Annotated in this window: 18 protein-coding genes and 1 tRNA gene; 14 read left to right on the top strand and 5 right to left on the bottom strand. The window is 63.2% G+C overall.

The features are described 5' to 3' along the window. Positions 1 to 72 precede the first annotated feature (72 nt). Positions 73 to 148: transfer RNA gene (locus C8N35_RS23320), tRNA-Ile, on the bottom strand. 273 nt (positions 149 to 421) lie between these two features. On the opposite strand from C8N35_RS23320, the gene C8N35_RS23315 reads away from it, so the two are divergent. Next, positions 422 to 1171: an SIMPL domain-containing protein gene (locus C8N35_RS23315; RefSeq protein ID WP_107992154.1), complete on the top strand. Its 750-nt coding sequence runs from the start codon at positions 422 to 424 to the stop codon at positions 1169 to 1171. A gap of 104 nt (positions 1172 to 1275) precedes the next feature. Here C8N35_RS23315 and C8N35_RS23310 read toward each other — a convergent pair whose 3' ends face one another. Further along, a complete protein-coding gene (locus C8N35_RS23310; protein ID WP_107992153.1) occupies positions 1276 to 2166 on the bottom strand; it encodes a carbon-nitrogen hydrolase family protein in 891 nt (296 codons plus the stop codon). A gap of 302 nt (positions 2167 to 2468) precedes the next feature. Here C8N35_RS23310 and C8N35_RS23305 point away from each other — a divergent pair, with 302 nt between their 5' ends. After that, positions 2469 to 2852: a septal ring lytic transglycosylase RlpA family protein gene (locus tag C8N35_RS23305; protein ID WP_107992152.1), complete on the top strand. Its 384-nt coding sequence runs from the start codon at positions 2469 to 2471 to the stop codon at positions 2850 to 2852. A 188-nt stretch (positions 2853 to 3040) separates the two neighbouring features. Here the strand turns inward: C8N35_RS23305 and C8N35_RS23300 are convergent, their stop codons facing one another. Beyond that, positions 3041 to 3682 carry an MBL fold metallo-hydrolase gene (locus C8N35_RS23300; protein WP_107992170.1) on the bottom strand — a complete coding sequence of 214 codons (642 nt, stop codon included), beginning with the start codon at positions 3680 to 3682 and terminating at the stop codon, positions 3041 to 3043. A 265-nt stretch (positions 3683 to 3947) separates the two neighbouring features. Continuing rightward, entirely contained in the window at positions 3948 to 4202 is a 255-nt protein-coding gene (locus C8N35_RS23295; RefSeq protein WP_107992151.1) for a hypothetical protein, read from the bottom strand. A gap of 600 nt (positions 4203 to 4802) precedes the next feature. Here C8N35_RS23295 and C8N35_RS24420 point away from each other — a divergent pair. The 4 genes from C8N35_RS24420 (at position 4803) to C8N35_RS23275 (ending at position 8082) form a co-directional block, all read left to right on the top strand. Further along, positions 4803 to 5465, top strand: a complete 663-nt coding sequence (locus C8N35_RS24420) for a cold-shock protein (RefSeq protein WP_281261787.1) — start codon at positions 4803 to 4805, stop codon at positions 5463 to 5465. A 312-nt stretch (positions 5466 to 5777) separates the two neighbouring features. After that, positions 5778 to 6626 carry a 23S rRNA (adenine(2030)-N(6))-methyltransferase RlmJ gene (locus C8N35_RS23285; RefSeq protein ID WP_107992150.1) on the top strand — a complete coding sequence of 283 codons (849 nt, stop codon included), beginning with the start codon at positions 5778 to 5780 and terminating at the stop codon, positions 6624 to 6626. Between the two features lie 232 nt (positions 6627 to 6858). After that, positions 6859 to 7293: a cytoplasmic protein gene (locus tag C8N35_RS23280; protein WP_107992149.1), complete on the top strand. Its 435-nt coding sequence runs from the start codon at positions 6859 to 6861 to the stop codon at positions 7291 to 7293. Between the two features lie 180 nt (positions 7294 to 7473). Continuing rightward, complete coding sequence (locus C8N35_RS23275; protein ID WP_107992168.1) at positions 7474 to 8082, top strand: glutathione S-transferase family protein; 609 nt, start codon at positions 7474 to 7476, stop codon at positions 8080 to 8082. 71 nt (positions 8083 to 8153) lie between these two features. Here the strand turns inward: C8N35_RS23275 and C8N35_RS23270 are convergent, their stop codons facing one another. Next, complete coding sequence (locus C8N35_RS23270) at positions 8154 to 8834, bottom strand: outer membrane protein (RefSeq protein ID WP_107992148.1); 681 nt, start codon at positions 8832 to 8834, stop codon at positions 8154 to 8156. Positions 8835 to 9162: 328 nt separating this feature from the next. Between C8N35_RS23270 and C8N35_RS23265 the strand changes: the two genes are divergently transcribed. From C8N35_RS23265 to moaD, 8 genes are all read left to right on the top strand, one after another. After that, the gene (locus C8N35_RS23265; RefSeq protein ID WP_107992147.1) at positions 9163 to 9936 is read left to right on the top strand and encodes a glycosyltransferase family 2 protein; all 774 of its coding nucleotides are present in this window, start codon (positions 9163 to 9165) and stop codon (positions 9934 to 9936) included. A 130-nt stretch (positions 9937 to 10066) separates the two neighbouring features. Continuing rightward, complete coding sequence (locus C8N35_RS23260; RefSeq protein WP_107992146.1) at positions 10067 to 11065, top strand: calcium/sodium antiporter; 999 nt, start codon at positions 10067 to 10069, stop codon at positions 11063 to 11065. Positions 11066 to 11095: 30 nt separating this feature from the next. Beyond that, on the top strand, positions 11096 to 11863 hold the full coding sequence (locus C8N35_RS23255; RefSeq protein WP_107992145.1) for an SDR family oxidoreductase: 768 nt from the start codon (positions 11096 to 11098) through the stop codon (positions 11861 to 11863). 72 nt (positions 11864 to 11935) lie between these two features. Beyond that, positions 11936 to 13933, top strand: a complete 1998-nt coding sequence (gene uvrC / locus C8N35_RS23250) for an excinuclease ABC subunit UvrC (protein WP_107992144.1) — start codon at positions 11936 to 11938, stop codon at positions 13931 to 13933. Between the two features lie 148 nt (positions 13934 to 14081). Beyond that, positions 14082 to 15650 carry a tetratricopeptide repeat-containing sulfotransferase family protein gene (locus C8N35_RS23245; RefSeq protein ID WP_170122225.1) on the top strand — a complete coding sequence of 523 codons (1569 nt, stop codon included), beginning with the start codon at positions 14082 to 14084 and terminating at the stop codon, positions 15648 to 15650. Positions 15651 to 15887: 237 nt separating this feature from the next. Further along, complete coding sequence (locus tag C8N35_RS23240) at positions 15888 to 17183, top strand: GGDEF domain-containing protein (protein ID WP_210203668.1); 1296 nt, start codon at positions 15888 to 15890, stop codon at positions 17181 to 17183. A 240-nt stretch (positions 17184 to 17423) separates the two neighbouring features. After that, positions 17424 to 17999, top strand: a complete 576-nt coding sequence (gene pgsA / locus C8N35_RS23235) for a CDP-diacylglycerol--glycerol-3-phosphate 3-phosphatidyltransferase (RefSeq protein WP_107992142.1) — start codon at positions 17424 to 17426, stop codon at positions 17997 to 17999. Then, positions 17999 to 18250 carry a molybdopterin converting factor subunit 1 gene (gene moaD / locus C8N35_RS23230; protein WP_210203667.1) on the top strand — a complete coding sequence of 84 codons (252 nt, stop codon included), beginning with the start codon at positions 17999 to 18001 and terminating at the stop codon, positions 18248 to 18250. Before pgsA ends, moaD begins: the two co-directional genes overlap by 1 nt. Positions 18251 to 18254: the final 4 nt, after the last annotated feature.

Raw genomic sequence — 18254 nt, 5'->3', positions numbered from 1 at the left:
CAGCTCCGCGGTCCGAGCCGTGCGCATGGCAGGAAAGACAAGGAAAACTTTAGAATGAAGGGCAGGGAAAGATGGTGGGCCCGGCAGGACTCGAACCTGCAACCAGACCGTTATGAGCGGTCGGCTCTAACCATTGAGCTACAGGCCCCCCGGAACGCCTCGCGGAAGGACGTTCCCGACGACGTCGCCGCGCCAATGACACGGGTGCGACGTCTTCCCGTTTCCTATACCAAGCGCCGTCATCGGCACAAGGGCTGCGATCGGGTAACCCACGGCACAAATTTTCTGTGTGTGCATCGTTGCCCCCTGGCGGACACTCCGCAAATGCCGCAAGGGTGCCGCAATCGGAGGCAATGACTTGACCTCACATGCCGTTACCACACAACCGGCCTCAACCAGTCGAAATCCGGAAGGAAACACCATGACGCCGTCGCTCCGCTCCACCACCGCCGCCATGCTGGTCGCCGCACTTTGTACGGTGACCGCGACGATCTTTGCCCAGGGCCCGGCTCTCGCCCAGGAAAATGACAAGGTCGCGACCATGACGCTGACCGGCACTGGCGATGTTACCGCCACACCGGATATGGCCGTGGTGACGTCCGGCGTCGTCTCCCAGGCGAAAACCGCGCGCGAAGCCCTGACGGCCAACACCGACGCGATGACCGGCCTGATCGGCGAAATCAAGTCCGCCGGGATCGAAGCCCGCGACATCCAGACCAACGGCTTCTCAATTTCGCCGCGCTATGCCGAACGGCGCGATGGCAACGGCAACTGGCAGGAAGACCGCAAGATCGTCGGCTATCAGGTCAATAACGGCGTCAGCGTGCGGGTGCGCGATCTTTCCAAGCTCGGTGCCCTGCTCGACGCCATGGTGACCAAGGGCGCCAACAATGTCGGAGGCATCCACTTCATCGTTTCCAACGCAGACGAGCGCCGCGACGAGGCGCGCACCGCCGCTGTCACCGACGTGAAGCGCAAGGCCGAACTCTACGCCAAAGCAGCCGGCGTCAAGCTCGGCCGCATCCTCTCCATTTCCGAAGGCGACACCTACCGCCCGCAGCCGATGATGATGGTCCGTTCGATGAAGGCGGAAGACGCGTCCGTTCCGATGGAAGCAGGTGAGGAGACACTGAGCGTCAACGTCACCATTACCTGGCAGCTGGAGCAGTAAGGTCCACGGGAAACCGCAAGGACAAGGAAAAAGGGGGGACCGCCGGCCGACGGTTCCCCCTGGGATGTGGCGCTTTGCCGGCCGGGCCGGGCCGGGCAGGCCGCTCAACCCGCCGTCAGATCAATGATTTCGGCTTTCGGTGCGGAACCGCCGGGCTTTGTACGGTCGGCGAAGATCAGTACGTCGCCATCGGCGCGCGCGGAGGCGACCAGAGCGGGGTCGACATCCGCAAACACCCACTGCGCGGCATCCATTTCGCCCACGGCGAGAAGCCCTGTTTCGGCAAACCCGATATCGGGGGGACAGACCACACGGGCCGCCCCGCGACTGACATCGACGGCGACCGACCATGGGGCCTTGCCCGATGTCGGCGCGGTCACGACATAACACTGGTTTTCAAGCGCCCGCGCGGCGGCACCGATAGCCACCCGGCTTGCTCCCATCACCCCTTCCGTCGTGCTCGGCGCCAGGATCAGCCAGGCGCCCGCCTCGGCCTGGGCACGCGCGATCGCAGGAAATTCCACGTCGTAGCAGATATCGATGGCGATGCGGCCGAGCGCCGTCTCGAACACCCGGATCGGCCCGCCGCCGACGAACCCCCAGCGCTCGCCCTCGAACCGGGTCATGACGATCTTCGCCTGTTCGCCACACGCGCCAGCCGGCGTGAACAGACGAGCGACGTTGCGTACCATTCCCGCCGCATCGCGCTCGGGAAAACTCGGCGCCAGAATATGCACGCCGGATTTCACGGCGAGCGCGCGCCAGTGGGCGATGAAATCGGGAAGGATCCCCCCCATCGCGTCCACCGAGGCGTCGATGTTCCCGGCAACCTCCTTGCCGAACAGCGAGGCGAGCTCCATCGATCCGTATTCCGGAAAGACCAGCAGTTGAGCGCGCTCCGACAGAGCCTGTTCAACCCAGTCCGTCGTTTTCGTCTTCCAGTCATCCAGGCTGTCGAGCCAGTCGATCGGGTATTGTGCGGCGGCGACGCGCATCCGCTTATCCTCCTGAATGTCTGAAAAGACCTTTGAACCTTGGCAAGCCCGGGTGAGCCGGGGCCAAGCTGGGAAAGGAAAGTTCTTCCCCAATAACACAGCGCCCACCCTTGCGAAAATACCCAAGGAGAGACAGTGACGCCGGCCCGGACACGCCGATATGCCCCCGCCGCTCCGGCGCAACTCTGCGTTCGCAGACGCGCGAAACCCGGAAACTGCGCCCGCTGCCGCAGCTTTGCCCCATTGTATCCCTATGGGCGGAGCTTTCCCGGCGCACAGAGACGCCCTATCGGGGACACAGTATGAAACAGCACCTGATCTTCGCGGCCGTCGCGTTTTTCGGCGCCTGTTCGCTCGCGCAGGCCGATCCCTCCGCCTGCGGCAAGGCCGCCTGGTACGAATACACGACCCGCACCGCCAGCGGCGAGATGGCCAATCCCAATGCCATGACCGCCGCCCATCGCACCCTGCCCTTTGGCACGAAGGTGAAGGTCACCAATCTGAGAAACGGCAAGAGCGTGACCGTGCGCATCAATGACCGCGGCCCCTATACGAAAGGGCGCGTCATCGACCTGACCCGGGCCGCCGCGCGAAAGCTGGGCTACATCAACGCCGGCACCGCTCCCGTTTCGCTGATCCTGGCCGACGATCCCGCCGGCAAACCCGTGCCGGGTTGCCCGCGCTGAAGCTTTGCAACGACACCGGGTCGCATTTCCGTTTGCTGCTACGTTTCGCGGCGGGATCAGGTCGATCCACCGCTGAGAAACGCCAGCCGGTTCTTCAAGTTCCTCAACACCAAGCGCGGTTTTGGCTTCATCGCGCCTGATGCCGTCCCGAAAGGCAGAAAGCTCCTGCCCGGATAGGAGACGGCGTCTCAGTCCTGCAGGAACGGATTGCTGGCCCGCTCTTCGCCGATGGTGGAATGTGGGCCGTGACCGCACAGAAAGGCGACGTCATCGCCCAGCGGAAACAGCTTTTCCTTGATGGAGCGCATCAGCGTGGCGTGATCGCCGCCCGGCAGATCCGTGCGCCCCACCGATCCCTTGAACAGCACGTCGCCGACGATGGCGAAACGCGACGGGGCGTGGAAAAAGACGACATGCCCGGGTGCATGGCCGGGGCAATGCAGCACCTGAAAAGCGACCCCGGCGATATCGACCGTATCCCCCTCGTTCAACCAGCGATCGGGGGTCATGGTGCGCACGTCGGGCAGGCCGAATTGCAGAGCCTGGTCCTTCACCCGCTCGATCAACGGCTTGTCCGCCTCGTGCGGCCCCTCGATCGGCACGCCGAGCGTCTCGGCCAGTTCAGCGGCCCCGCCGATATGGTCGATATGGCCGTGGGTGATCAGGATACGTTCGACCTTGATGCCTTCTTCCTTCAACGCCTCGAGAATGGCTTCGACATCCCCACCCGGGTCGATCACGACACCGGCCTTGGTCTCGTCGTCCCAAAGGAGCGTGCAGTTCTGGGCGAAGGGCGTGACGGGAACGATTGCCGCCTTGAGCTGGGTCATGAGGTCCTGCCGGCTTGAGAAAAGGCTGATCAGGCAGACCTGAAGCGGTTTCCGGTCGGTCATGCAGAACCGCCTGAACGACAGGAAACCGCTCCAGATCAATACGCCAGGCTATTCGTATCGATCAGATTGATTCAATTCGATCAGGATAGGCTCTAGAACACTCCGCGCCCCGGTGGAACCACCCGACGGCAAAAAGACGCGCCCCGGTTCGTGACGGATCGGCTCTGGTCGTGCGGACGCCCCCCGGCGACCTGCGGCAATATCAGCCGCCCAGCCCGCGCAGCACCTGGCGATATCCCTGCTGGCTGAGGCTGATGGTTTCCTGCACTTTTTCCACCCCCCGGCGTGCGTCGCGGTAGCCCTGCCTAATGTCACTTTCCAACCGATCCAACCGCGGAACGATCCGGTAGGCATCCTGACGCGCCTCATCGTAGGTCTCCGCCGGAAGCCCCGTGCCCATTCCCATGAGGAGGCCGACAATCACCGCCACCCCCAACTGATCATCAAATGCCCGCATAACCGGCCACCATTGGAATAAAAGTTAACAAATAATAAGCATTAATGGACCCTTACCGAACCCGTTCAAATTTGTCTCGTTGTTTCCAGATGTATACTTAACGCGCCATCCGGTGCCGTTGCGCACGATGCTTGCGAAACGCGCCGAAATCCAATCGCATATTTCCGCGCCGGGGCGCGGAGGCCGGAAAACGATTAGGGGTCAAACTATTGTTTTTAACCGATCAAACAATAATTCGCCCAAAATCAAGTCCAGCATGTCGCAATGGCGCTGAAATTGTCGCAATTGCTGAGCTATGACTTGCCCTGAGATCGAACTTAATCTTAAATGGCCGCGGTCAGGTGCGGACGTGGAATACGGAGCGCGATTGGAGGCCGAAACGGCGCGTGATGCGTTGCCGGTTCCCGGTCCATCTGCCCGGCCAGGCAGGACGTTTCCGGACAGGGTACCCCAACGGTACTCACTGGGAGGCATGGTCGTTTGCGTTGCGACTTGCGGCTTGATCGGCGCCAGTGCCGAAAAGCGCATGTCCCGACGATGCGTCAATTCGACGACGCGATGGTGAAGGGTCGAAAGTGACTGGGAAGAGGCAGCAATACAATGGCTGATTGGCGCAGCCGCAAGGGTGGCGATCCGGACATGGAAGATGAGCCGGAACGCCGCAACAAGGGACGTCGCGGGCACGGCCGCGGATCTCGCGGCTTTGACAGCCGACCGGAATTTGGCGGTCCGGATGACATGGGATACCCGGCCGATTTCGCGGGCCCCATCTTTGGTAGCGAACCAAGCGAACGAGACCACGCACCGCGCAACGACTTTGGTCGTGACCGGAGCGATGGTGGCGGGTTTGGTGATCGGCGTGGCTATGGCGGCGGCGAGAGAAGTGGCGATCGCGGCGGTTTCGCACCCGGTGGTGGCGAACGCGGCTTCGGCGGCGGACGGCCCGCCGATGATCGGCCGAGCGGCGGCTTCCGTCCGCGTCCGGACGGTCCGCGGCCCGAACGCCCGCCGGTCGATCAGGGCGCGGCCGAACGGGGACCGCGACAGAACGGAACGGTCAAGTTCTTCAAGAGCGACAAGGGCTTTGGCTTCATCACCCCGGACGAAGGCACCATCGACGTCTTTGTCCATATTTCCGCGGTCGAACGATCCGGCCTGACGGTGCTGGAGAGCGGGCAGCGCCTGTCCTTCGAAACCGAACCGGACCGGCGCGGAAAGGGCCCGAAGGCCGTCGAGCTTCGCATCGAGGAAGGCGAGGCCTGATTTTCGCCCGGGCCTTCGGCTTGGGCGGATCGCCGGGAACCGGCACACGCCCGACCGGCAAAGCGACATGCTGAAGCAAGAGATAACGGGAACGGCGCGTTCGGGGTGACCCGGACGCGCCGTTTTCCTTTCGCCGGCGCAAGGGCTCGCGCGCCCGGCAGCTCCGACCGAATGCCCTCAACCGGCCTGCATCGAGCGTGAAGAGGCCGGAGGTCTCCTCATTCCTTTCGCAGGCGAATTCCGCTACATGATGAAGCTAGCGCAATCGCGCTGCCGCCGGCACGCCGGCGCAGCAGCTTTCCGACGGATCCTATGAATTATCGCCACGCCTACCATGCCGGCAATTTCGCGGATGTGCTGAAGCACGCCGTCCTCATCGCCATTCTGGAGCACCTGAAGAAGAAGGACAAAGCCTTCCGCGTGCTCGACACCCACGCCGGGATCGGCCTTTACGACCTTGCCGACGTGAAGGCCCACAAGACCGGCGAATGGCGCGACGGGATCGGCCGGATCATCGACATCACGCCCTCGCAGCAGGCAGCTCCCCTGCTCGCGCCCTATCTCGACATCGTGCGCACCGTGAACGGCGAAGGCCCGCTCACCCGCTATCCCGGATCGCCCGAGATCACCCGTCGCCTCCTTCGGCCGCAGGACCGCCTGACGCTCACCGAGCTGCATCGCGAGGATCACGCCGTTCTGGCAGAACGTTACGCGGGAGACCATCAGGTGCGTGTCGTCGAGATCGATGCATGGCTGGCAATGGGCGGCTTCGTCCCGTTCAAGGAAAAACGCGGGATGGTGCTGATCGACCCGGCCTTCGAGGAGCCCGACGAATACCGCACGCTCGCGGCCGGAATTTTCAAGGCGACCCGCCGCTGGATGACCGGCACATACATGGCCTGGTATCCGATCAAGGACCAGAAGGCCATCGACCAGTTCTACCGGATGATGATCGACACCGGCCTGCGCAAGATGCTGCGTACGGAATTCCATGTCGCCCGGCCGACAAAGGACGGGACCTTGAAGGCGTGCGGCCTGCTGATACTCAATCCGCCGTTCACTCTGGAGGCCGAGTTGCGCGGCGCCCTGCCCTGGCTCACCCGCATCCTGGCACAAGGCGCCGGCGCGACCGGTACGGTCGATTGGCTCACGCCCGAATGACGCAGGGCTCCCCGGCAAACGACGCTGCGACCAGGAACAGTGTTCGCGTCCCGAACATTTGGCATGACGTTGGCGTGACGGGCGAGGCTTGACTGAACCCGCGGGCTAACACATCGTACATCGGCACGAATACGGGTGCCGTGCCGGGATTCGATCCTGCGGCATGGCGCTTCTGGTCGTCCGCCCTGCCGATTGCATTTGCGGTACTGAGCAACCCGAAATGGAGGACGCAATGTCCACCCAGCCTCGCCTTCTTGCGCTGGCCGCAACCTTGATGAGCCTCCTTCTCGCCCCCGCCCATGCTGGCGGCCTTCCGTCCACCGCGAACGAGCCCGTGTCCCGGCTGCCGATGTGCGACGCCCCTTCGGTGCAAGGCGCTGTGCGCCATACGATTGCGCGTGGCGAGCCGTACTATCGCGGCGGTATCGCGATCGAGAACATGGATCTCATCGATGAGACCGGCAGCGCGCGCAACGCGCCCAGTCCGGTCAACCGTCGCTACTGCCGTGCCAGAGCCTATCTCTCGAACGGACACCAGTACCCGGTCTATTACATGATAGAGGAACACGGGGGCTTCGTCGGCTTGTCATGGAACGTCGAGGCCTGTCTGCCGGGCTATGACCGTTGGCATGTCTATGACGGAAACTGCCGTGTTGTGCGCCGCTGATCCGCCAGCGAGCAGATCCACCGGGGATATAGCGCTTATCCCCCCGTTCGGCATGTCGTGACACGCCCCAGCAGCGTGCCGGCCATTTCGCGCGCGCAGACACTGGGCGCGCAGGCGTCCCTGCCGCTCCTCATTCACGACCATTCCCCGTCCCGCAGCCGGTTTCCGGAGCCCCCCTTCATGATCCTCCTTCACACCTCCCCCTCTTCCCCCTTCGGACGCAAAGTGAAGCTCGCCGCAAGCGTGCTTGGCCTCGACGCCCTCCTGCTCGCGGAGGAAACCAACACGCAGGAACCGGAAGAGGCATTTCTCAGGCAGAATCCGCTCGGCAAGATTCCGGTGCTGATCACCGAGGACGGTCTCGCCCTTTATGATTCCCGCGTCATCCTCGACTATCTCGACCATCGCGCCGGCGGCGGCAGGATCATTCCCGTCGATGCCGGCCGGTTTGACGTCTTGCGGATGCAGGCTCTTGCCGACGGCCTCGCCGACGCCGCCCTGCTGATGGTTTACGAGAAGCGCTTCCGGCCCGAGGAAATGCAGTACGCCCCATGGCTGGAACGCCAGCAGATGAAGGTCGACCGCGCCCTGGCGATGCTGGAGGCGGCACCGCCGCAGCTGACGGCCACGCTCGATGCCGGCGCCATCGCGCTCGCCTGCGCGCTCGGCTACCTCGACCTGCGTTTCGACGGCGCATGGCGCGCCACACACCCGCGCCTCATTGCCTGGCTGGACGATTTCGCGGCACGCCTGCCGGCCTTCGAGCAGACGAAAGTCGCCGCATCCTGAACGACAACGGCCCGGCACCCCAAAGGGCCGGGCCGTCATGTTTCACCTGAGCGCAAGGCGCTGGAAGCGCTTTAGAACTTGTAGCTCATGCCGACCCGGGCGATGTGCTCGCTGAGGTCGGACTTCACCGAGGTCCCGCCGAAATTGTAGGTCTCGTCGCCGAAATCCACATAGAGATATTCGGCACGTGCGGTCAGATGATCGGTGAGAGCGGTTTCAACGCCGCCACCAACGGTCCAGCCAGCCGCCACGTCGCTGTCGTCGGAACCACCACCCGACCACTTGCGGTCAGCCAGCGCGAGACCACCGGTACCGTAAACCATCATGCCGTTGTCGAACGCATAGCCCGCACGGGCACGAACAGTGGACAGCCAGTTCGACGTGGCCTTGACGCCCACTCCGCCGGGAGACGCACTGTCGGACTGATCGGTGTAGGCGATGTCGGCTTCCATGCCCAGCAGCCAGTTCGGCGTGAACATGTAGTTGTAACCGGCATGAACGCCGGCATTCACACCGTTTGAATCGAGATCGAAACTGCCGGTGGCCGGCCCGTTGGCGTCCCGATCGCCCCAACCGTAGCCCAGCGTTCCACCGAAGTAGAAGCCGGTCCAGTAGAACCGCTCCTGTGGCACCGGGGCCGGGGCGGAATAAGCCTCCGGTGCGGCGGGCTCGGGCAAGTCGGCTGCCAGGGCGGGCGCGACCCCACCGCCGATCACCACACCGGCGAGAAGAGTTCCAAGAAGGCGTTTCATGGAGAGTACTCCGAATTTGTACGCGTATACGCGAGGGATTAATGATCGTTTCCGGTTGCGATACGACCCCAACGTGGTCGCGGATTGTGGCGAGAGAAGACGGCAATTGAGGAAAATTCGCGTCAAATCGAAGGTAATTCCGCGCTTGGTTAGGGCTTCGTAAACATTTCGAACCGTAACCGGACACCGCACGCGCGATGTCCCCTCGACCGCAGCTCGCCATGCAGGTAAAACACTTTGAGGCGAGTAGAGGTTCCCTCGCCCCCACCTGGTCCCCGCCGCCCGCAGGACACGTTTTCTTACAGGCTGCCACACTCTGCGAGCCGCGATGAACCGAATACCGTTGTCGATCTTCATCATCACCCGCAACGAGGCCGACCGGATCGGAGCGACACTCGATGCGGTTCGCGACATCTCAGACGATATCGTGGTGGTGGATTCCGGATCCGACGACGACACCCGCGCCATCGCCGAAGCGAGGGGCGCGCGCGTGCTGGTGAACCCGTTCACCGGCTACGGGGCACAAAAGCGTTTCGCCGAAGACCAATGCCGGGAACCGTGGCTCCTCAACATCGACGCGGACGAGATATGCCCGCCGGATCTGGTGGCGGAGATCCGGGCGCTGTTCACGGACGGCGGCCCGTCGCATCAAGCCTATCGCGTTCCCATCGCCGAACAGTTTCCCGGCGAAGGCGCCCCGCATCGCTGGAGCTACACGATCGCACCCGTCCGCCTCTATCACCGCGACGCGGGGCGCTATTGCGCCAGCCCTGTCCACGACCGTGTCGATCTCGCGACAGGCGTCACGCCCGCGCGCCTGCGTCATCGTATCCATCACCGCTCGATCCGCTCGCTCAGCGACGAATTGCGCAAGCTCAATGCCTATTCCGACATGCAGGTCGCGGATCTGGAAGCGCGCGGAAAGAGACTGCCCGCATGGCGGATGGTGAGCGAGTTCCCCTTCGCCTTTCTCAAAGCCTACCTCCTGCGGCGACACTTCGTACGCGGGCGGTACGGGTTCCTGACAGCGATGAACCACGCCATCTACCGCCACATGCGCATCGCCAAGCACCTGGAGCGCCGCTGGCGGAACCGCTCCTGAGGCCAGCGGCCCGATGTTGTTGGGGGCGACGGGTTTCATCCGCGAAATCGAACACCTATATAGCGACCGACCGTGTCCGGATCATTCCGGGCAACCGCGCCTTGCTGGCGATGATTGGAAATGGAATAGCATGCTCGACTACATATACCTGGCCGGCGGTCTCGCAATCCTGCTCCTGGCCGGGGACGTACTGGTGCGCGGATCGGTAACGCTCGCCCGTTCTTTCGGCATTCCATCTCTCGTCATCGGCCTGACCATCGTCGCCTTCGGCACCTCGGCACCCGAACTCGTCATTTCCCTGCGCTCCGCGCTTGACGGCGTGTCAGGCATCGCGGTGGGCAATGTGGTCGGTTCCAACATTGCCAATGTGCTTCTGGTCATGGGCGTTCCCGCCCTGATCGCCACAACAGCCTGCACCGACAAGGGCGTGCGCAAGAATGCCGCCTTTCTGGTTGCGGTCACCGTCGTCTTTACCGCGATGTGCACCTTCGGCGAGATCAACCGGGCCATGGGCATCGTTCTGCTCGCCCTGCTCGGCCTCTTCCTGTTCGATTCCTACCGGGAAATGCGCTGTCACCAACGCCGCTGCCAGGACTACCAGAACGGCAACGAGGAAGCTCTGGACGACGCGCAGATCGCTGAACTTGAAGAGTTCGATGAGGTTCCTGGCGGACGGCTCGTAGCCGGCGCCCTTGTCGTTGCCGGGCTCATCGGCCTGCCGCTTGGCGGACAATTGGCGATCATGGGAGCCGTGGACATTGCACGCGACTGGGGGGTCACCGACACCGCGATCGGCCTGACCGTGATCGCACTAGGCACCTCCCTGCCGGAACTCGCCACCACTGTCATGGCGGCGATGCGGAAACAATCGGCGGTCGCCCTCGGCAACGTGCTTGGCTCCAATGTCTTCAATATTGTCGCCATTCTGGGCGTGACCGCCGTTATCGTGCCTCTTGATGTGCCTCCCGCCATCATGCGTTACGATATCTGGGTCATGATGGCGACAACGGTCCTTCTTGCCATTTTCGCTTTCATGCGCAGTCGCTTGCGTTGGCCGCTCGGACTTGCCCTTGTCGCCGGCTATTGCCTTTACATCTTCTTCGTTTTTGCCTCCGGAAAGGTGGCCTGAGATCGCAACCAGAAGACGGGGGGATACGAGGTGAGACAGCGACGGCAGGGTGCGGCTCTGGTCACCGGGGCCGCGAAACGCATCGGACGCACACTCGCCCTCGATCTTGCGCGAGACGGCTGGTCCGTCGCCATTCATGCCAACACCTCGCGCGCAGAAGCGGAAACGCTGGCGAAAGAAGTCCGCTCCGCCGGTGGCAAAGCGCATGTTCTGATTGCGGACCTGCGCGAGACGGAGTGCCTTCCCGGGCTTGTCAGCGAAGCGGTTCGTGCGCTCGGCCCGCTCCGTCTCCTCGTCAACAACGCCTCGATCTTCGAACGCGACGAAATCGGCACGCTCGACCCCGCCCGTTTCGACGACCATTTCGCCGTGCATGTGCGTGCGCCCTGCCTGCTCGCACAGGCCATGGCCAGCGCTCTCGATGAGAGCATGACCGGCAACATCGTCAACGTGATCGATCAACGGGTGTTGAAACCGACGCCCAACTTCTTTTCCTACCAGCTTTCCAAGTCGGCATTGTGGACGGCGACCCGCACGCTGGCGCAGGCGCTTGCCCCGCGCATTCGCGTCAACGCCATCGGCCCCGGCCCGGCTTTGGCCAGCCCGCGCCAGCAACAGACCGATTTCGAGGCGCAATGCGCCACCCTGCCGCTTGGCCATGGCCCGATGCTGGAGGAATTCGGCCGTGCCATCCGTTTTCTGGTGGATACACCGTCGATCACCGGCCAGATGATCACCCTGGACGGTGGTCAGCATATCGCCTGGCAGACGCCGGACGTGGCAGGGATCGTCGAATGACGGGGATAGCAGAAGCACGCGCGGCGCGGCTTTGCGTTTGCATGTTCGCCCGACTCTGACCAGATAGCGCTCATGAGCGAGACGGAAGGCCCAGACAAGGACATCACCGAAACCGCAGCGGCCGACGGCAGTGCGAACACGCGTGCCGTCGAGACGCCGCGCGGCGTGCAGGTCATTGCTGCCTTCGTGCGGCAGCTGCCCAACGCGCCCGGCGTCTACCGCATGATCGATGCCGCCGGCGACGTGCTCTATGTCGGCAAGGCGCGCAATCTGAAGAAGCGGGTAACCAACTACACCCGGCTCGTGGGGCTTTCCAACCGCATCGCGCGGATGGTCCAGTCCACAGTGACGATGGAATTCGTCACGACGCGCACCGAGGCGGAAGCGCTGCTGCTGGAGGCGAACCTCATCAAGCGGCTCAGGCCGCGCTTCAATGTCCTTCTCAGGGACGACAAGTCCTTTCCCCACATCCTGATCACCGGCGATCACGACGCCCCCGCGATTACCAAGCATCGTGGCGCGCGCAGCCGCAAGGGCGACTATTTCGGCCCCTTCGCCTCCGCCGGCGCGGTCAACCGGACGATCAACGCGCTGCAGAAGGCCTTTCTGCTCAGGACCTGTTCCGACAGTTACTACGAGAACCGCACACGGCCCTGCCTGCTCTACCAGATCAAGCGCTGTGCGGCCCCGTGCACCGGCGAGATCGACCTCGCCGGCTACGCCCAACTGGTGAAAGAGGCCAAGACGTTCCTGTCCGGCAAGAGCCAGGCGGTACACAACGAGCTGGCGGAAGCGATGGAAAAGGCATCCGACGCGCTGGATTTCGAAACCGCCGCCATTTACCGCGACCGGCTGGCCGCCCTCTCCCACGTCCAGCAACACCAGGGCATCAATCCGCAGAACGTGGACGAGGCCGACGTCTTCGCGGTGCATCAGGAGGGCGGGCAGACCTGTATCCAGGTCTTCTTCTTCCGCACCGGCCAGAACTGGGGCAACCGGGCCTATTTCCCCAAGGCGGACAAGGCGCTGGAGGCCGAGGAGGTGCTCGGCTCCTTCCTCGCGCAATTCTACGACAACAAGGACACGCCGAAACTCGTCCTCCTCTCGCATGAACCGGAGGAGCGCGAGCTGCTGGCCCAGGCTTTCTCTGAACGCACGGGCAGACGCATCGAACTGGCCGTTCCCAGACGCGGCGAGAAACGCGACCTCGTCGAGCACGCGCTCGCCAATGCGCGCGAGGCACTGGGGAGAAAGCTGGCCGAGACATCGAGCCAGGCGCGCCTGCTGACGGGCGTCGCCAAGGCTTTCGATCTGCCCCGGGTTCCGCGACGCATCGAGGTGTACGACAACTCCCACATCATGGGCACCAACGCGGTGGGCGGCATGATCGTCGCTGGTCCGGAGGGCTTTGCGAAGAACCACTATCGCAAGTTCAACATCAAGTCGCAGGACCTGGTCCCGGGCGACGACTATGGAATGATGCGCGAGGTGCTGACACGCCGCTTCACGCGCCTGCTGAAGGAACACGCGAATGAGCGGCCAGGGCCCTCGCAAGACCAACAGGGAGCGGAGGGCGCCGGCAGCGATCCCGAAGAAGTCGTGGAAAACGCCATGACCGTGCCGGCCTGGCCCGACCTCGTCCTCATCGATGGCGGACAAGGACAACTCCGGGCCGTGCGCGAGACGCTGGAGGAACTGGGCGTTACCGACGTGCCGCTCGTGGGTATCGCGAAGGGTCCCGACCGGGACGCGGGGCGCGAAAAGTTCTTCGTCGAGGGCAAGCCCTCCTTCATGCTGCCCGAACGCGATCCGGTTCTCTATTTTGTCCAGCGCCTGCGCGACGAGGCCCACCGTTTCGCCATCGGCACCCACCGCGCGCGGCGCAAAAAGGAGATGGGCACCAACCCTCTCGACGAGATCGGCGGTATCGGCCCGGCCCGAAAGCGCGCGCTGCTGCGCCACTTCGGAACGGCCAAGGCCGTTTCCAAGGCTGGCGTGGAGGATCTCACTGCCGTGGATGGCATTTCCGAAGCGACCGCCCAGGCGATCTACGATCATTTCCACGAATAGCGCGCCCCCGAACTCACGTAACGCCATGCGGGGCCCAATCGCTCTTCAATCGTAGCCGGATGTGCACTAGAGTTCGCCCTCTCGGCACACGGATCCATCCACTCAGCAAGGGACTGCGGCGCCACCGCAGGCACGGTCGATGCACGGCATGCACGCCCAGACGATGTTCCAGCGCGCGCTCGATCTCCTGGAGGTCAACCGCGTGGACGATGCGATACCGCTGCTGGAAGAGCTTCATCAGATGGAGCCGCGCGATGCCCGCGTGAACTTCGCGCTCGCCATGGCCGCCCGCGATGCGGGCGACGATTTCCGGCGGCTGGAACTGCTGAAGAAGGCCGCCCAGGTCGCAAAAAAGAAGGCGCTCGTCTTCGAAGAACTCGCCCGCGCCCATGCACGCGTCGAGGAAGAAGAAGAGGCGATCGCCGCAGCGCGCAAGGCGGTGACACTGGAGCCGAAGAACCCGGACATGCACGCTGTCCTGGGCGAGATTTACCGGACGATGGGCAGGGAAAAGATGGCCCGCCAGAGCTACGAGCGAGCGCTCGACCTCGCTCCGGACCATATCTTCGCGTTGACCGAATACGGCGAGTTGCAACTCTCGCTGGGAGAGACCGAAGAAGCGGAGAGATATTTCCGAAAAGCGACCGCATCGGATAACGGAGATTCCTCCGACGCCTATATTCCGCTTTCCGAACTTCGCAGCCGCACCCGCGATCCGCAGGATCTCGCGCGGCTGGAAGACGAAATCGCGAAGACCGGAAACCGCACGCAGAAGCAGACCGGCCGTCTTCATTTCGCGGCAGGCGCCATGTGGGACGATGCGGACGATCCCGCCAGGGCCTTTGAGCACTACGACCGCGGCCACGCGATGATCTACCCCGATTACGAGGTGGACACCTACAAGACCCGCATCGATGCAATGAAGGCACTCTTCACCTCCTCGTTCTTCGAGGAACGCAAGGAGCTGGGGTCGGACAGCGCAAGACCGGTTTTCATCTTCGGCATGCCGCGCTCGGGCACCACGCTGACCGAACAGATCATCAACCGGCACCAGAAAGCCGCAGGCTTGGGGGAGCTGAGATATTTCAACCAGCAGAGCCAGGCCCTGCGCTTCGGCATTGGCAAGTTCCGGATCTTTGAGGACAATGTGCTGGCGCTGGGCGACAGGGACTTTCGGCGCACCGCGCGCAAGTACCTCGCCCTTCTCGACAAGCTTGCCCCGGGGGCGGAGCGGGTCGCCGACAAGATGCCTCACAATTTCGAGGTGCTGTGGCTGATGGCACTCGCCTTTCCCAAGGCCACCTTCATCCACTGCACGCGCGAACCGGTCGATTGCTGCATCTCGATCTACACCAAGGCGCTGAGTTCCGGACACCGCTACAACCGCAGCCAAACCACGCTCGGCCGCTATTATCGCCTTTACCGGGAGTTGATGGAGCACTGGAAAGCGGTCCTGCCCGTGACCATCCACGAGCAGTCCTACGAGGCGATGATTGCCGACCAGGAAGGCCAGAGCCGCGCGCTCATCGCCAGGACAGGACTGGAATGGGACCCTGCCTGCCTGGAATTCTACAAGGGCGAGCGTCAGGTTCGCACCTTTTCCAAGGAGCAGGTGCGCAAGCCGATCTACACGAGTTCGGTGGCCCGCTGGAAACGGTACGAACCGCACATCGGGCCGCTTCTGGACGCCCTCGGTGACCTTGCCCCGACCCGCTGACCCAGGCTTGCAGGTCGCGTAACGTGCCCCCGCCGCGACAACTCTTTCAGGCACTTCAAGCAGAAGCGGGAAATTCCATGTGAGAATTAACCTGTTTCGTGCTAGTTAACACCCGGCTGACGGGAGATGACCTTTCGACGCAGCCTGACAAGATCGCCCTACGTCGAGCAAACGATACCATTACAGGTCAATTGGGAACGAGTTCGCGCAATGGCGGCGTGACGCGGGGAGAGCGTCTTGGTCGATAAGAACATCCTGCTTCTGCTTGCCGAAGCTCTGCTCTATTTCGCGGTAATGGCGGGTCTTCTGTATGGGCGCCGGCGTTTTGGCATCGGCCTTTTCGTCTGCGCCATCGGCGTCATGCACTTCCTGGAAACCTATCTGGCGAGCGTCTTTTATATCCAGCTTCCCTTCGGCCAGCTTTCGCCGGGGTCCACGGTTCTGTTTTCCGGCAAGCTGATGATGATCCTGATGCTCTACATCAAGGAAGACGCCGTCGTCGCGCGTCAGCCCATCTACGGTCTGCTGATCGGCAATTTTCTGATCGTCGGGCTTGTGATGCTGCTGCGCAATCACGAAGTCGCCCCGATCGCCCCCGGACGCCTGCCCGACATGAGCTTCGTCGACGAGATGGGCTGGCTGATGGTCTGGGGCACGACGCTGCTCTTCATCGACTCCATAGCGATCATCCTGCTGTACGAACGCCTTGGCAGCTGGCTGAAGCGACTGCCATTCCTGCGTCTTTTCGTCAGCGGCGCGGCAGTCCTGAGCTTCGATCAGGCTGGCTTCTTCACCGCGCTGCACTTCTATTCCGGCGCTCCGTTCGCGGCGATGATCGGTGGCTGGATGGCGAAGGTCTGCGCCGCCTTCGTCTTCAGCTTCATGATCGTCGCCTACCTGCGTTTCGTCGAGCGCGAGAGGCCGGCGGCCGAACATCCCACGGATGGCCGTCAGATAGCGGATATCTTCTACACGCTGACATTCCGCGAACGCTATGAAGACCTTCTCCGGCAGACCGGCCGCGACCCGCTGACCGGCGCCTTCAATCGCCGCAAGCTCGAATTGATGGCCGCTGAAGCGTTCGAACGCGACGTGACCACGGCCGAGCCCCTGAGCCTTCTGGCGATCGACATCGACCGGTTCAAGTCGGTCAACGACCGGTTCGGCCACAAGGTCGGCGACGACGTCTTGAACGCCCTGTCGACGACCCTTGCCCGCGGATTGCGATCCGACGACCAGCTCTTCCGTTACGGCGGCGAGGAGTTCGTGGTGCTCAGCCCCAACCTGGGGCCCGCAGCCGCAGCACTCCTGGCGGAGCGCCTGAGAGAAGCCGTCAACTCCCACTCCGAAAAGGATTTCCGCGGGTCCACGATTTCCATCGGCGTCGCCACCGCCCCGATGGAGGCAACGGACTTCGACGCCCTGTTCGCCTGTGCGGACGCACGTCTCTATGAAGCGAAGAACAGCGGCAGGAACCGAGTCGTTTCCGCCTACAGCGAACTTCGCGCACACCCGACCACATCCATCGTGTAGATCGCGGAACCGGAGACCCGCCGCTTGCGCGGATTATGCGCGGATCCGTTACCTGTCGAATTGACGGATGGCCTCGCCCCGTGCTTGTCTTGCGACGCAGCAATGCCACGTTGCAAGCGCTGCCTCCTTCCTGTAGCAAGCAACCGGACCGGTCGCATCTCCGCTCCAGGCCCTAACCGCTCCCAGCGATATGGCGACCCGCAAGGCATGCGTGCCGCCCGACCAGCACGACGAGCCGCAATGTCCGCTTCCGTTGCCTTATCCCTTCCCAATCTGCTCACATACGGGCGCATCATGGCGGTTCCCGCCGTCGCTGCCTGTTTCTACGTTCCCGGCAATGCCGCGCGCTGGACGGCTCTGGCCATCTTCGTGGCGGCGGCGATAACGGACTTCTTCGACGGGTATCTGGCGCGCATGTGGAAACAGCAATCGGCGCTCGGCCGGATGCTCGACCCCATCGCAGACAAGCTGCTCGTCTCCGTCTGCCTGCTGGTGCTGGCGGCGGAGGGCACGGTCGGCAACTGGTCGCTCATCCCGGCCATCGTCATCCTGTGCCGCGAAATCCTGGTTTCGGGCTTGCGTGAATTCCTGGCGGAGTTGCGGGTCAGCGTGCCGGTGACAAAGCTCGCCAAGTACAAGACAACCGCGCAACTGGTCGCGATCGGGTTCCTTCTCGCGGGGCCTGCGGGGGACATGGTCCTGCCGGGCACCTCGCTGATCGGGCTTGCGCTGCTCTGGATTTCGGGGCTTCTGACCCTTTATACCGGGTACGACTATTTCAAGGCCGGCATCGGCCACCTGATCGAGGAACCGTGATGAAAATCCTCTATTTCGCCTGGGTGCGCGAACGCATCGGCATGCCCGAGGAAGAGATCGCCCTGCCGGCAGAGGTTTCCACGCCGGCCGATCTCCTCGCGTTCCTGAGCAAACGCGGCCCCGAATACGAATCCGCTTTCGAGCGCCCCGAGATCATTCGCGTTGCTGTGGACCAGACCCATGTCGATCACGACATGCCCATCGGCGATGCCCGCGAGATCGCGCTCTTCCCGCCGATGACGGGCGGCTGAGCCC

The sequence above is a fragment of the Breoghania corrubedonensis genome (assembly GCF_003053845.1).
In the GTDB taxonomy this organism is placed as follows: Bacteria; Pseudomonadota; Alphaproteobacteria; order Rhizobiales; family Stappiaceae; genus Breoghania; species Breoghania corrubedonensis.
This window is presented reverse-complemented; position numbering and strand designations above follow the sequence as displayed.